Source organism: Cylindrospermum stagnale PCC 7417, from assembly GCF_000317535.1.
GTDB lineage: Bacteria > Cyanobacteriota > Cyanobacteriia > Cyanobacteriales > Nostocaceae > Cylindrospermum > Cylindrospermum stagnale.
The window spans coordinates 524,897-540,107 of record NC_019757.1 but is presented as its reverse complement, the minus strand read 5'-3'; the positions used below and the strand labels follow the sequence as shown (position 1 = coordinate 540,107).

General features: G+C 39.6%; 10 protein-coding genes. 8 read left to right on the top strand and 2 right to left on the bottom strand.

Annotated elements, in window-relative coordinates:
- Nucleotides 1-259 precede the first annotated feature (259 nt).
- Nucleotides 260-5,713: a trifunctional serine/threonine-protein kinase/ATP-binding protein/sensor histidine kinase gene (locus CYLST_RS02325; protein ID WP_041233381.1), complete on the top strand. Its 5,454-nt coding sequence runs from the start codon at nucleotides 260-262 to the stop codon at nucleotides 5,711-5,713.
- A 118-nt stretch (nucleotides 5,714-5,831) separates the two neighbouring features.
- Here CYLST_RS02325 and CYLST_RS02320 read toward each other — a convergent pair whose 3' ends face one another.
- The gene (locus CYLST_RS02320) at nucleotides 5,832-6,434 is read right to left on the bottom strand and encodes an MBL fold metallo-hydrolase (protein ID WP_015206089.1); all 603 of its coding nucleotides are present in this window, start codon (nucleotides 6,432-6,434) and stop codon (nucleotides 5,832-5,834) included.
- Between the two features lie 371 nt (nucleotides 6,435-6,805).
- Here CYLST_RS02320 and CYLST_RS02310 point away from each other — a divergent pair, with 371 nt between their 5' ends.
- The 7 genes from CYLST_RS02310 (at nucleotide 6,806) to CYLST_RS02275 (ending at nucleotide 14,467) form a co-directional block, all read left to right on the top strand.
- A complete protein-coding gene (locus CYLST_RS02310) occupies nucleotides 6,806-8,179 on the top strand; it encodes a cystathionine beta-synthase (RefSeq protein WP_015206088.1) in 1,374 nt (457 codons plus the stop codon).
- Entirely contained in the window at nucleotides 8,169-9,305 is a 1,137-nt protein-coding gene (locus tag CYLST_RS02305) for a cystathionine gamma-synthase (RefSeq protein WP_015206087.1), read from the top strand. Before CYLST_RS02310 ends, CYLST_RS02305 begins: the two co-directional genes overlap by 11 nt.
- Before the next feature lie 1,080 nt (nucleotides 9,306-10,385).
- Nucleotides 10,386-10,748, top strand: a complete 363-nt coding sequence (locus tag CYLST_RS02295; protein WP_041233380.1) for a four-helix bundle copper-binding protein — start codon at nucleotides 10,386-10,388, stop codon at nucleotides 10,746-10,748.
- Between the two features lie 285 nt (nucleotides 10,749-11,033).
- A complete protein-coding gene (locus CYLST_RS02290) occupies nucleotides 11,034-11,831 on the top strand; it encodes a hypothetical protein (protein WP_015206084.1) in 798 nt (265 codons plus the stop codon).
- Between the two features lie 114 nt (nucleotides 11,832-11,945).
- Nucleotides 11,946-12,695 (top strand): prolipoprotein diacylglyceryl transferase, encoded by a 750-nt coding sequence (locus CYLST_RS02285; RefSeq protein ID WP_015206083.1) that lies wholly within the window; start codon nucleotides 11,946-11,948, stop codon nucleotides 12,693-12,695.
- A 5-nt stretch (nucleotides 12,696-12,700) separates the two neighbouring features.
- Nucleotides 12,701-14,119, top strand: a complete 1,419-nt coding sequence (locus tag CYLST_RS02280) for a radical SAM protein (protein ID WP_015206082.1) — start codon at nucleotides 12,701-12,703, stop codon at nucleotides 14,117-14,119.
- 36 nt (nucleotides 14,120-14,155) lie between these two features.
- Nucleotides 14,156-14,467: a hypothetical protein gene (locus CYLST_RS02275; RefSeq protein WP_015206081.1), complete on the top strand. Its 312-nt coding sequence runs from the start codon at nucleotides 14,156-14,158 to the stop codon at nucleotides 14,465-14,467.
- A gap of 100 nt (nucleotides 14,468-14,567) precedes the next feature.
- Here the strand turns inward: CYLST_RS02275 and CYLST_RS02270 are convergent, their stop codons facing one another.
- Nucleotides 14,568-15,122 carry a 1,2-dihydroxy-3-keto-5-methylthiopentene dioxygenase gene (locus CYLST_RS02270; protein WP_015206080.1) on the bottom strand — a complete coding sequence of 185 codons (555 nt, stop codon included), beginning with the start codon at nucleotides 15,120-15,122 and terminating at the stop codon, nucleotides 14,568-14,570.
- Nucleotides 15,123-15,211: the final 89 nt, after the last annotated feature.

The following is a 15,211-nucleotide window of genomic DNA, read 5'->3' as shown; positions in this document are numbered from 1 at the left end:
CATATTTATTAAAATTCAATACTTCTGCCTTTAAACCAAATTCTGAGGTTGTGACTCGAAACTTGTTTTTTCAGACGTAAGTTGGGAATAATATGTCTACGAGCAATGAGGAATACAAATTTCTAATTCTGCCTGCGGATAATACTTAGAAATTTAAGTATCAAATCATGCTAGTATTATGCATATCCCTGATGAGGGACGCCCCTTTTTGCTAGTCAAATTCAGTAACTCTAACAAATCACCAAAGAATAGTGTAGAGATGATTAAACTATCTGGTTATAAATTTTTTGAGCAAATCTATTCCGGTAACAAAACTTTAGTATATCGAGGTATTAAAGAATCAAATGAGTCGCCGGTTGTCATTAAACTTCTGCGATACGAATATCCAACCTTCAGTGAACTTGTTCAGTTTCGTAACCAATATACTATTGCTAAAAATCTCGACCTTCCTGGTGTTATTGCAACCTATAGTTTGGAACCTTATCAAAATAGCTATGCGCTAGTGATGGAAGATTTTGGGGGGATTTCGTTGAAAAACTGGGAAGCGGATAACAAATCCAATTTCTTGAGTGAGTTTTTTCATATTGCTCTACAAATCGTTACTACCCTGGACGGACTGTACCGCAACCGGGTAATTCATAAAGATATTAAACCAGCCAACATTCTAATTAACCCAATTACAAAACAAGTAAAACTCATTGACTTTAGTATTGCCTCTCTACTTCCCAGAGAAACACAAACCCTAAAATCGCCTAATGAGTTAGAAGGCACCCTCCCTTACCTCTCTCCTGAACAAACTGGACGCATGAACCGAGGTATCGACTGGCGCAGTGACTTTTACTCGTTAGGTGTTACCTTCTTTGAACTCCTTACCGGAAAGCTACCCTTTACAAGTGATGATCCCATGGAATTTGTGTACTTTCATCTAGTAAAGCAGCCTCCTTTAGCCCACAGTATTAATTCTGACGTTCCTCCCATTATTTCTGAGATTACCGCCAAACTAATGGCGAAAAATGCTGAAGATCGCTATCAAAGCGCGTTGGGTCTCAAATATGACTTAGAAAGTTGCTTACACACCTTCCAAGAAACTGGGAAATTTGAAATTTTTGAGTTAGGAACTAGAGATATATCCAATCACTTTACCATTCCTGAAAAACTCTATGGTCGTGAGGACGAAGTTGAGACTCTTCTTGCTGCCTTTGACCGTGTTGCAGTGGGAAATCGGGAAATAATGTTAGTGAGTGGTTTCTCCGGAATTGGTAAAACTGCCGTTGTCAACGAAGTACAAAAACCAATTGTGCGACAACGAGGTTATTTTATCAAAGGTAAATATGACCAATTCCAACGTAATATACCCCTTTCGGGATTTGTACAAGCCTTCCGCGATTTGGTGGAACAATTACTAAGTGAAAGCGATGCCCAATTTCAGCAATGGAAAAGTCAAATTTTGGCAGCACTTGGCGAACAAAGTCAGGTAATCATCGAAGTTGTTCCTGAACTTGAAAAAATCATCGGTGAACAACCCCCTGTAACTGAACTTTTTGGCAATGCAGCGATGAATCGCTTCAACTTACTATTTCAGAAATTTATCCAAGTTTTCGCTGCAAAAGAACATCCTTTAGTTATATTCCTCGATGACTTGCAATGGGCAGATTCAGCATCTTTAAAATTGATACAGTTACTGTTATGTCAAAGTAACACCCAACATCTATTCCTAATTGGAGCTTATCGAGATAATGAAGTATCACTGGCTCATCCATTGATGCTGACATTGAGTGAAATCACCAAGAATCAAGAAATAATTAATACGATCTCGCTTGATTCTCTATTTATAAATGACCTAAATCATCTAGTTGCAGATACCTTGAATTGCCCTTCAGCTATCGCTTTGCCGCTTACAGAGTTGATTTACAAAAAAACCAAGGGGAATCCTTTTTTTAGTCATCAATTTATCAAATCACTATACGAAGATGGAGCAATTTCGTTCAACTCTAACCAGCAATATTGGCAGTGCGAAATTTCGCAAATTAAAGAATCAGTCCTCTCGGATAATGTGGTTGAGTTTATAGCGACTCAGTTACAAAAATTACCACTAGCTACGCAGGAAGTTTTGCAGTTAGCTGCCTGTATTGGTAATCAATTTGATTTAGCAACCCTTGCTATTGTTAGTGGTAAATCTCAAGCAGAGACTGCTGCTAATTTGTGGAAAGCATTAGAAGAAGGACTAATAATTCCCATAAATGAAGTTTATAAATTTTTTCAAGATCAATCGCCCAATTACTCTGCTAATTATCATAGGTTACTAGCAAATGGCGATCCAAAATTAGAAATCATTTATAAATTTCTTCATGACCGTGTACAGCAAGCAGCTTATTTCCTTATTCCTGATCAGCAGAAAAAGTCAAGACACTTAAACATTGGTCAACTGTTGCTGAAAAATACATCCAAAGAAAAACAGGAAGAGAGGATTTTTGATATTGTTAATCAATTGAATTACGGAGTGGCGTTAATTAACAATCAGGAAGAACTGGATGAACTAGCACAGTTAAATTTAATTGCTGGACAGAAAGCAAAAACCTCTACTGCTTATGAAGCGGCCATTAAATATTTTACTTTAGCACTTGAAATTCTGGCAGAAGATTGTTGGCAGAGTCAGTACTCTCTCACTTTAGCTTTACATGAAGAAGCTTGTGATGCTGCCTATCTCTGCGGTGAATTTGAGCAGATGGAAGAATTTGCGGAAAAAGTTATTAACTTAGGGATAGTCCTTCAAGATAAAGTCAGAGTCTATGAAATTAAAATCCAAGCTTATGTTATACAAAACAAACTCATAGAAGCCTTAAAAATGGCTTTCAATGTTCTAAAAATTATCGGTATCGAGTTTCCAGAAGCACCGACTCATTCTGATATTCAACAGGCATTTCAAGCAACAGCAGCAAAATTAATTGATCAAAAAATTCCAGATTTAATTAATTTGCCAGAAATTACCGAACCCAATATTTTGATTGCTATGCGTATTTTAGCAAGCATGTTTTCTGCTGCCTTTCTTGGATGTCCCGAGTTTGTGCCTTTGATTACTTTGAAGATGGTTGACTCATCAATTGAACATGGTAATACAGAACTGTCGGCGATTGGTTATTGTGGCTACGGTTTTCTTCTATGCAGTGTAGTAGGCAATATCGATATCGGTTATGAATTTGCACAACTTTCTCTAAACATATTGTCCAAAACCAATGCCACATCAGCGCAAGCGCAAACTTTACTTCTTTACAATAGCTTGGTCGGACATTGGAAAAATCATGCCCAAAACTTTTTAAGTCCATTACAAGAAGTTTATAAAATTGGATTACAAACTGGCGATTTAGAATTTGCATCTTATGCATTACATAATTACTCTTTTGGCTCATATTTAACAGGTCAAGAATTAACAGCGCTTGAGTGTGAAATGACAATATTTTGTGAGGCTCTCAAGCGTCTCAAACAAAAGACCTGTCTTGGGTATGTCCAAATTTGGCAACAGACTGTTTTAAATTTGATGAACCAAAACCAAGAAATATGTAGCCTGATTGGTAACACTTATGATGAACAGATTATGTTGCCTCTGCATCATCAAATGAATGATATAACAGCAATATGTATGGTTTATTTCAATAAATCTACACTTAATTATTTGTTTGGTCATTTCTCGTTAGCTTTTGAATATTCAGTAGAAGCCGAAAAATATCTAAGTGGATTGACGGGGTTACTAATTTTTCCCGCTTTTCATTTTTATGATTCCCTTGTGAGGTTGGCAGTATATGTTGATGTGACACCACTAGAACAAAATAAAATTTTAGAAAAGGTAAATGATAATCAACAAAAAATGCAGCATTGGGCAAATCATGCACCAATGAATTTTTTGCATAAATACTATCTTGTTGAGGCGGAACGGCATCGATTTCTAGGTGAAAAATTAGTAGCAATGAACTATTACGACCAAGCTATTGCTCTTGCTAAACAAAACGAATACCTTCAAGAAGAAGCACTCGCGAACGAACTTGCTACCAGATTTTACCTTGAATGGGATAAAAATACTATTGCCCAAACTTACTTAATTAATGCCTATTACTGCTATGCCAGATGGGGAGCATTAGCCAAAGTAGATGATTTAGAAAACCATTATCCTGAATTACTTAATTCCATCCGACAACGGGAAGAAGTTCACTTTAATTCTCTAGAAGTGACACTTATTAGGAATAGCACCAGCAAAGCTGGTGTGGGTAGCAGTCGAAAAACTTCTGAGCTACTAGATTTTGGAAGTTTTATTAAAGCTTCCCAAACCATTAGCAGCGAAATCCAAATTGATAAATTACTCACCTGTTTAATGCAAGTTTTAGTTGAGAATGCTGGGGCATCTAAAGCTGTTCTCATCTTGCCAAAATCCAATCAATTAGTGATTGAAGCTATTAATTTAGCCGCCGACACAGTAACAACAGTATTGCAATCAATTCCGATTGAAGAAAGTGAAGATGTGCCAATTAGTTTAATTAACTATGTCTGGCGCACACAAGAACATTTTATTTCCAATGACGCTGCTGAAGAAATCAAAAAACAGAAGTCAAAATTCCAATATCTCAATGATCCCTACATCATTCAACAAAAACCGAAGAGTTTGTTGTGTAGCCCAATTCTTAATCAAGGAAAGCTGATTGCTATCTTATATTTGGAAAATAATCTCACTATTGCAGCATTTACCAAGGACAGACTGCAAGTCCTCAACTTACTTTGCTCTCAAGCTGCTATTTCTCTAGAAAATGCCCGCCTCTACCAACAAGCTCAAGACTATACCCAACAGTTAGAAAACTCCATTGAATATCTTCAACAGGCACAATTGCAACTCATACAAAGTGAAAAAATGTCGACTTTAGGAAATCTAGTAGCAGGTGTAGCACATGAGATTAACAATCCTGTTGGTTTTATCAGTGGCAATCTCCGCCATGCCACTGAATACGTCCAAGACTTACTCAATCACTTAAAGCTCTACCAAGAGTGCTATCCTAACACCGTACCTGAAATTGTTGAGGATGCAGAGACTATTGATCTAGAGTTTTTGATTACAGACTTACCACAGGTAATTAACTCGATGAAACTGGGTGCAGAACGCATCCGCAATATCAGCACTTCTCTGCGAACTTTTTCTCGGGCAGACACTGAACAAAAAGTTGCCTTTAATATTCATGATGGATTAGACAGTACGGTGTTGCTTCTCAAGCACCGTTTGAAAGCTAACGAACAACATCCAGGAATTGAAATCATCAATGATTACGGAGAATTACCCCTAGTTCAGTGTTTTCCTGGTCAGCTGAACCAAGTGTTTATGAACCTGCTGGCTAATGCTATTGATGCTTTGGAGCAATCAAATGTTGGCCGCAGTTTTGATGAACTCAAGATTAACCCTAATCGCATAACAATAAGCACCTCTCTGGATGAGCACCAAAAACAAATTGTGATTAGTATTAAGGATAACGGAGTGGGGATGACTGAAGAAGTCAAATCCCGAATTTTTGACCACCTATTTACTACTAAAGCTGTCAATAAGGGAACAGGGTTGGGACTCGCAATTGCCCGTCAAATTGTGGTAGAAAAACACGGTGGAACAATCGAGGTAAAATCTGACTTAGGGCAAGGTGCTTCCTTTGTGATATCTATTCCTTTTGATACTAATTCGCCATAAAGTCGTTTTCTATTGAATAGAGAGCACTGAAATCCGGGCTAGAGGTATGACACAGCCCAAAATTCCTAATACTACAGTCACCTTTATGGATAATTATGGTTCATTGAAATCACTTAAATCATTCCAACGTGGCCACAAGTTCCTTTAAGCGATCGCATCCGTCACGAAAAACAGACCAACCATCACCCACCAGCACCGCCTCCACCTTCTCCAACTCCGCCAATCTGCGAACAGATGCGATCGCTTCTTCTCGATTCAACAGCTTTTCATCCGGCAAAATCGTCAAGTTACCCGCTTGATATGCCCGCACCAAATCTCCGACAATCAAAGTCGTCTCTTCCAGCAGCAGCGCCAGTTCACCCGGAGTTTTTGAGCCTTTGAGTTCAATAGTTTTCAGTCCTGGCACCAACTCATCACCATCAGCCAACCAGCGATCGCAAAATAAAGGGAAACATTCCTTTTCTTTTGCCGGTGCCGCGATCTTCGCATAAGTTTGATCAGCAATCTCCTTAGCCGCTCGCAGATGATCAGAGTTAGTCAACACAATCCAAACCACACCACCGAGAGATTTCAGATGATTCCAATCATGATTTGATAAAGCTACTGGGTCAATCAAGATATTGCCATCTGGACGAATCCAGGCAACCCCATTGAAATCAATATTTCTTGCAGGATTGAAAGTAGACCAGCCATATAGGTCAGGACGGTGCAGAGATTTCATAATGATTCTGGGTCAGTACCTTCAACTATTCTGTATCAATAGCAATAATTCTACATCGAATCAATTGTGGAAATTACAGTAGATTTATGCCTTTGAACATACTACGGTATATTGATAAACATTATGTACTTTATCAAGAGTTCCAAAATCCCTAGATAAAGGAAAAAAGATCAACACAGGCTCAACAGTAATTTCTTCTCTTCCCTCTTGCCTCTTCCCTTCGCGCTATGCAGCGTCCTTTGCGGTAGCCTGCGGCACACCGCTCCGCATCTACGTTACTCTTCTCTTCTCCTCTCCTCTCTTCTCTTCTCCTCAACATCCCAAATGAAAAACCCACAAAACCTAATTCCCATCCCTGACAAGGCGGAATCATGGCAACCTACGACAACATTTTGCAAACAATCGGCAGAACACCATTAGTCAGACTCAACCGCACAACCGAAAACATCCCCTCTAGCATCTATGTCAAAGTAGAATATCTCAACCCTGGCGGCAGCACCAAAGATAGAATCGCCCTCGCCATGATAAAAGCCGCAGAAAAAGCAGGACAACTGCAACCCGGTGGCACCATCATCGAAGCCACCGCAGGCAATACAGGAGTCGGACTAGCACTAATTGCCGCGGTCAAAAAATATCGGTGTATCTTCGTCATGCCCGATAAAATGAGCCAAGATAAAATCAACCTGCTCAAAGCTTATGGCGCAGAAGTAGTCGTTACCCCCACATCAGTCCCACCAGACTCACCAGAAAGTTATAACGGCGTAGCCGAAAGACTAGCCAAAGAAATTCCCGGCGCTTACAGACCAAATCAATTTGAAAACCCAAACAATCCCTTAGCTCATTACCTCACCACAGGCCCAGAAATTTGGTCAGATAGTAACGGAAAAATAGATGTATTTGTAGCAGGTATGGGCACAGGTGGCACCATCTCCGGAGTTGCCAAATATCTCAAAGAGCGAAATCAGAATATAATCATTGTCGGTGCAGACCCAGAGGGTTCAATTCTTTCCGGAGATAGTCCCAAATCTTACAAAGTTGAAGGCATTGGTGAAGACTTTATCCCCAAAACTTTTAATCGCCAATTAGTCGATGAAATGGTTCGCGTCAGTGATAAAGAATCTTTCAATATGGCTCGGCGTCTTGCACGAGAAGAAGGCTTATTAGTGGGAGGTTCCTGTGGTACAGCAGTAGCCGCAGCCCTCAAGTATGCAGCCAGATTATCCCAGCCTCAATATATTGTTGTACTGTTACCAGATACAGGCAGAAATTACATCAATAAAATCTACTCCGATGTCTGGATGCAAGAAAATGGTTTTTGGGAAGGGACAACAGTCAGACCAATAAAAATTGGTGAAATCCTGGTACAGAAAACAGATTTCCCCTCTCTAATTGCAGTGAGTCCTCGTGATACCTTAAGCAAAGCCACAAACTTACTACAAAAGTTAAATATCTCCCAGTTACCAGTAATTGATCATAACCATGTAGTCGGCAGCCTCAATGAAGCATCTTTGATGAAATACCTCCATGACGGAATCAACTTTTCTAATCAGGAAGTTTCGGCAGTCATGGGTAAACCGTTACCGAGTCTTGATGAAGAAGTCGATATATCCGAAGCTTATCGAGTGCTATTATCAGGCACAACAGGGATTATTATTACACAGCAAAAAGTCCCCATAGGCTTAATCACCAGAGCCGATTTAATCAGATATTGGATTAGTCAAAACCAGGAATCAAATGGAATTTGAAACTAGAGCAATTCATGAAGGCCAGCAACCAGACCCCCAAACAGGTGCTGTAATTGTGCCGATTTATTTAACATCCACATACCAGCAAGAAGCAATAGGGCAACATAAAGGTTATGAATATTCTCGCACAGGGAACCCTACCCGCAATGCCCTAGAAGAATCTTTAGCCTCTATTGAAAACGGTAAATTTGGTTTAGCATTTGCCTCTGGTTTAGCTGCCACAACTACTGTATTAAGTTTGCTCAAAACTGGCGACCATATCGTTGCTGGCGACGATTTATATGGTGGGACATATCGCTTACTAGAACGGGTGGTTAAAAACTGGGGTGTGACGACTACCTATGTAGATATAGACAATATCGCTGAATTTGAAACTGCAATTCAACCCAATACCAAGCTGATTTGGATTGAAACTCCTACAAATCCACTGTTGAAAATTATTGATATTGTCTCCCTAGCAAATTTTGCCCGGAAAAACAATATTGTTCTGGTGGTTGATAATACCTTTGCTAGCCCTTACTTTCAAAGGCCATTAGAATTAGGTGCTGATATTGTGGTTCACAGCACAACCAAATATCTAGGGGGACATAGCGATGTTATTGGCGGCGCAGTTGTCACCTCTAATGAACAACTATACACAGAACTGAAGTTTTATCAAAATGCCATTGGAGCGGTTCCCAGTCCTTTCGATAGTTGGTTAGTTCTCAGAGGCATTAAAACCTTAGCTGTGAGAATGCGCGAACATGAAAAAAATGCTTTGTTTTTGGCGGAATTTTTAGCCAAGCATCCCAAAGTCGAGCGAATTTATTATCCAGGTTTGCCTAGTCATGAACAACATCAACTAGCAAAAGAGCAAATGTCTGGCTTTGGGGGGATGATTAGTTTGGAATTAAAAGGTGGTTTCGCCGAAGTGGAACGTTTTGCATCCCGTCTCCAGTTATTTTTACTAGCAGAGAGTTTGGGAGGAGTAGAATCGCTGCTTTGCTATCCCGCAAAAATGACTCACGGTTCTCTACCAGAAACAGAAAGACTAAAACGGGGAATTAAGGATAATTTAGTCCGTCTTTCTGTAGGAATAGAGCACTCTCTAGATTTGCAAGCTGATTTAGAAAATGCTCTGTTTTAAAACTGCTAAGTCTTGTACGGTGCGTTACGCTGAGGCTAACGCACCGCAAGCACTACAGTTATTTACCTAAGTTGCCGTCATATCTGTTTGGATCTTTTTTATCCTTTTTATCCTTGGCGTCTTTTTTGGGTTTTTTAGTTTCTCTATTACCTTTTTGTTCCTTCGACATGATCATTCTCCAACTAGGTTATTCAGTCAAAGCTTCCACATTCTGCCGGCAGGAACTCAGGTCGTAGCTTACCCGATATTCTTTGTAAGGCAAAAAGCAAAGCATCAAACACTTTTGTTAACATGATGCTCTTTACCTTGCTGTTAGTGGTGTAGTTCAGCAAGTTAAGCTTGTGGCATCAATGTGCATAAACCTGAGCTATTCCATCAAAGACTGGATGGAACAAAGGTCAAGTTCTACTACTAACTACCATGATAGAAGGTTATTTGATTTTCTGAAGGGTTGACTAACTAAGACACAAAACGCAGGAAAGACTGTTTCTGCAACAAACCTGTTTGATATTTGTTTAGCAAACAGGCAAATTTGGGTGCTAGACGGATAACTTATCTCAAAACTTTAGTTTGGGGTTAACTAAACCGATAATCTCTCCAAAAGCCGGAATTATCCCCAAAAATCAGCATATAATCAAAAGCCATCAACGAGCCTATGGCGTCTACGCATCGTTAGAGATGACAGATCAATTTATTTTGTTGAGCAATTTGATATAACTTAACAAATGATGTCTTAATATAAATTCATAAATATTATTTATTAGACGTTTGTCAGCAAAGCATAACATTGTTTTTCACCAAATATCTGCCTGGGTTTTAGTCTTTAATTTCAAAACTTACGAGTGGGAGAAATCCCCACCTTCCTAGGGGAGATTCTAGCCCTTAATTGGCAATAATTTCTAGAAAAATAGCACTTAATTATGTGTAATTGTTCTCAATTCCCGGTAATTCTATCGGAATTGTTGGCTTATAATATCCGCAAAAAAAATGCCATTGACTCCTTAAAAAGATATGATTACTGTTATAAGTAGTCCTGCAAAGGGCACCATCTACACATCAGAAAATCAAGAGGTAATTCCTATGATGATGATGATGACTGAAACCATGACCACCGAAATGCAAACTTGCATGAATGCTTGCATGGAGTGTCAAAAGATGTGCATGGAAACCATGACTTACTGCATGAGCAAAGGCGGTAGGTATATGGACATGAGCATGATGAGCATGATGCGCGATTGCTCTGAAATGTGCATGATGTGCATGAGCATGATGATGGGCGGTTCTGAGTTCATGGGACGCACTTGTATGCTTTGTGCAGAAATGTGCGAACGTTGTGCAATGGCCTGCGAAATGATGAGTGATGACGCCAAAATGATGGAGTGCGCTGCCGCCTGCCGCAAATGTGCAGAATCTTGTAGATCTATGCAAATGATGCCTGCTTAATTTCATTAACCAGCAGAAGTTTCTCTGCAACCTAATATTCAAGCGCTCAGGCTCAAAAGGTCTGGGCGCTTGAAGTTTTGCAATCAATGGACATTTAGTGGGAAAGAATGTAGAGACTTGCCATACTTAGTCTCTACAAGGGTTCTGCATAATGTATATTTAATTTTCACTGCGATGTTTAATTGATCAAGTATTAATTTTCTTTTACAAGTACAAAGCTTGCACAGTTACAAAGCGGGCTTCTATGAAATACTAATTCTGCTGATATGTTATATCTATAGGCAGATGAAACAGCTAAAATCCCGTTCTCAAGACTTGCGGAGTTTATTTGAGAACAATATCACTATTGAATATGTGGCGGAACCCCTAAAAGCTGTGTCAGCTGACGCACAGGTGACAGATGTGCTGCATTGGATGCAGCTACAAGATTTTGATGTTGTTGGCGTAGAGACGGGAGATAGTATCAGCGGTTATGTGGAACGCGCTACTTTGATGCAAGGCAACTCTGGCAATTGTGGCGACTATCAACGGGTGTTCCATACTAAAGAACTCGTCGCCATTTCTACCCCACTAATTAAGTTGTTACCCATCTTGCAACAAACGCCACGATTGTTTGTGTTAGATTGTAATCAGGTGACAGGAATTATTACCTGTGGTGATTTGCAAAAAGCACCAGTGAGAATGCTGCTTTTTGGCTTGGTGACGTTGTTAGAAATGAATCTGTTGCGACTGGTACGAATTTATTATCCCCAAGATTCTTGGCAACAAGTCCTGAAACCGGAACGTTTAGAAGCTGCTCAAAAGTTATGGCGAGAGAGTCAAGAAAGAAATGAAGCCACTGATTTATTAGATTATTTACAATTTTGTGATAAGCGAGATTTAGTTTTAAATCAACCTGAACTTTTCCAGCAATTAGGACTGAAGTCAAAGCGGTTTGGTGAACGTTTCCTTAAGTCGGCGGAACATTTGCGAAACCGATTAGCGCACGCCCAAAGTTTAGTTAGTGGTTCTTCTTGGACAGAGTTGATTTCTTTGGCTGAGGCGATGGAAACTTTGTTAATCCACTGCGAGGAAGTGGAGTGATTTGATCTCGGCTGAATAGTTATGTTAAGGGTTTGAATTTTGCAGTTGAATTTTGAGTTAAACTCCTGATGTATTACTCACCAATTAACTCTCAAAACTGGAAATAAGTAAGTTGTGAATTTTCCCGTTTATTTTTGGTTGGGATCTTTACAGATTCATCCGCATATTTTATTTGAGTCTTTGGCTTATACCGTTGCCTTGCGTTTATTATTGCGTAATGTTGGTAAAAAAGATTTAATTGCACCCAGTCAACGCAGTTCTGTGATGGTTGGCGGTATGGTGGGCGCTTTAATTGGTGCTAAGGTATTGGTGGGGCTGCAACATCTCGATTTAATTTGGCAAAATCCCCAAGAATTTTTATTCATATTCCTGCAAGGGAAAACTGTAGTTGGGGCACTTTTGGGTGGTTTGATTGGTGTGGAAATCACCAAAAAAATCATTGGCGTTCGTCAGTCTACTGGTGATGCGTTTGTCTATCCGTTGATTGTGGGTACAGCGGTGGGCCGGATTGGTTGCTTTCTGACGGGGTTAAGCGATCGCACTTATGGAGTTGCCACTACATTGCCTTGGGGTGTCGATTTTGGCGATGGGATTAGTCGCCATCCTACACAATTATATGAAATTATGTTTCTCATATGTCTAATTGTGTTTTTACAATTTCGTCGTCGCTATCGCTATGAAAATGGTGATTTATTTAAATTTTATTTAGTTTTATATTTAAGCTTTCGATTCCTGATAGATTTTCTTAAGCCTGATTTTCACCCATTTTTAGGAATAAGCGCGATTCAATTTGCTGCTTTATTAGCTATTTTATATTATCATCGTAGTATTACCAAAATATTCCAAATAAAAAAAGTTTATTAGTTACCATGCCTACTCGCAACTACCTTTTTCATGCTTTGACGAATAGCGTTTGCTCTAAATGTCTCGTTAAGGTGGAAGCAAAAATAATTTTTAGAGATGATTGTGTTTACCTTGTTAAGCACTGTCCCACCCACGGGAGAGAAGAAATTTTGATTGCTGATGATATTGAGTATTATCAAAAATCTCTGGAATTTATCAAGCCAGGGGATATGCCTCTGAAGTTTAATACCCCAATTAAATATGGCTGTCCTTATGATTGCGGACTTTGCCCTGATCATGAACAGCATAGCTGTATAACTGTTGTTGAGGTGACAGATAAATGTAATCTTTCCTGTCCGATTTGCTATGCTGATTCTGGTGCTGAAGAAGTTTCTGATATATCGCAACAAACGCGTCGTCATCGCAGTTTAGAACACATCACCATGATGATTGATGCGGTGGTGGCGAATGAGGGAGAACCACAGATAGTGCAAATCAGTGGCGGTGAACCAACAATGCACCCAGAGTTTTTTCAAATTCTGGATATTGCTAAAAGCCGGCCAATTAAGCATTTAATGATTAATACCAATGGTTTGAGGATTGCTAAAGATAAATCATTTTGCGATCGCCTCAGCCAATATATGCCCGGAATTGAGGTATATCTGCAATTTGACAGCTTTGAAGCCGAAGCACTACAGGAATTACGCGGCGCAGATTTGCGGGGTGTGCGGGAAAAAGCTATTGCCCATCTCAACGAATATAACATTTCTACTACTTTAGTTGTCACCCTAAAAAAAGGTTTGAATGACCAAGAAATCGGCAAAATTATTGAATATGCTTTACAACAGAAATGTATTCGGGGTGTGACTTTTCAACCAATCCAAGCAGCGGGAAGGTTAGAGGGATTTGAAGAAAAGCGAGATAGGTACACTTTAACAGAAGTTCGCCGCTCAATTCTCCAACAAAGTCCCTATTTTAAACCTGAAGATATTCTCCCAGTTCCCTGCCATCCTGATTGTTTAGCAATGGCTTATGCGCTAAAAATTAATGGTCAAGTTATCCCTCTAACTGGCTTAATCAATCCCGATGTGTTTGTGAAGATGTTGCCAAACAGCGTACTTTATGAGCAAAATGAAGAACTGAAAAAACAAATTTTTGAATTATTTTCTACCAGTCATTCACCAAAATCCGCTGCAACTTCGTTAAAGCAGCTTTTGTGTTGTTTACCCTTGTTGGCTGTACCTGAAGGTATTACCTATGAGAATGTATTTCGGGTGATGATTGTCCAGTTTCTCGACCCTTATAACTTTGATGTTCGTTCGGTGAAGCGCTCCTGTATTCATATTGTCCACCCAGACGGGAGGATTATTCCCTTTGATACCTTCAATATGTTTTACCGCGAGGGTAGCGCTGGGTATCACTTAGTTAATAATCGTCCCGATTAAATGTGAGTTATCAACATTAAATATTGAGGTGAATTAATGTCGGAAAGAAATGAGACTCGCGAAATTTTCTTAGGCATATTGTTGTTATTGGGTATGCATCTTATAGCAATAGCAGCAATATTTGCTCTAGGCTTAATTGTCAATCAGATATACGGTAATTACTCTTTTTTTATGGTTTGGATTGTTGGGGGTTATGGTTTTTTATTCTGGCAACTTTTATATGTAATTCCAGTTTGCCTCAGGTTAAAAAGACAACAAAGACCAGGAATAATGAAAGGTGTGATTATTGGTGCAGTAATCACTGCTTTATTGAATGGTAGTTGTTTTTTACTGTTTTATCCTCGGTAAACAAGCAGCAAAAACTAATGCGAATCCATTCGCTTTAGAACACCGAAATAGAAAATTGGTAGATGCTTACAAAGTCGTTTTTAGCAGCAGGAATTAAGCTTTAGCGAGGTTTGTTGAGAGAATCACTCAACTGAGTTCCTGTGTAATGTGGCATCCAACCTTCTGCATTTGTGAAATAACGGATCGCTTTGAAATGCAAAGATGCCGAAGGACTACACCAATGCTCTACACCGGCTCTAATGTGGAGATAGTCTTGTGCCTGAAGCAAAAGCTGTACGTGACTACCATCTGGTCGCACGAAGCCATAGATCATCTCTCCTGCTAATACGTAGATTGGTTCGGCAGTGGTGTGAGTATGATACTGGCTATAAGTCGTGATCTGCGTTTGGAGATTTGGCGAACCTGGATGTACACTCTGCAAATCACACCAGAGATAACCGTTTTCTTGTTGCAGGAATTCAAAGACGCTGTTATGGAGTCCCAAAATATAACGCTTTTCAGACTCTGTGACAAGATCTTGATCTAGCAAGTTGGGGAACAGGAGAGATGTTCCGGGGTCGTAATGGCTTAGGTGGATGCCGAGGGGTTCAAGTTCACGAACTATCTCGCTTAACTCAGTCTCAATGGTGCCGTCGTCAAGTAATAAAGTCGCCATGACAAAAAGACTAATTATCTGTTAACAAGAGTATACTTAATTTTAAATCAAATAGCCACTATTTCCGATAGACAAACCGGAGTTTTATT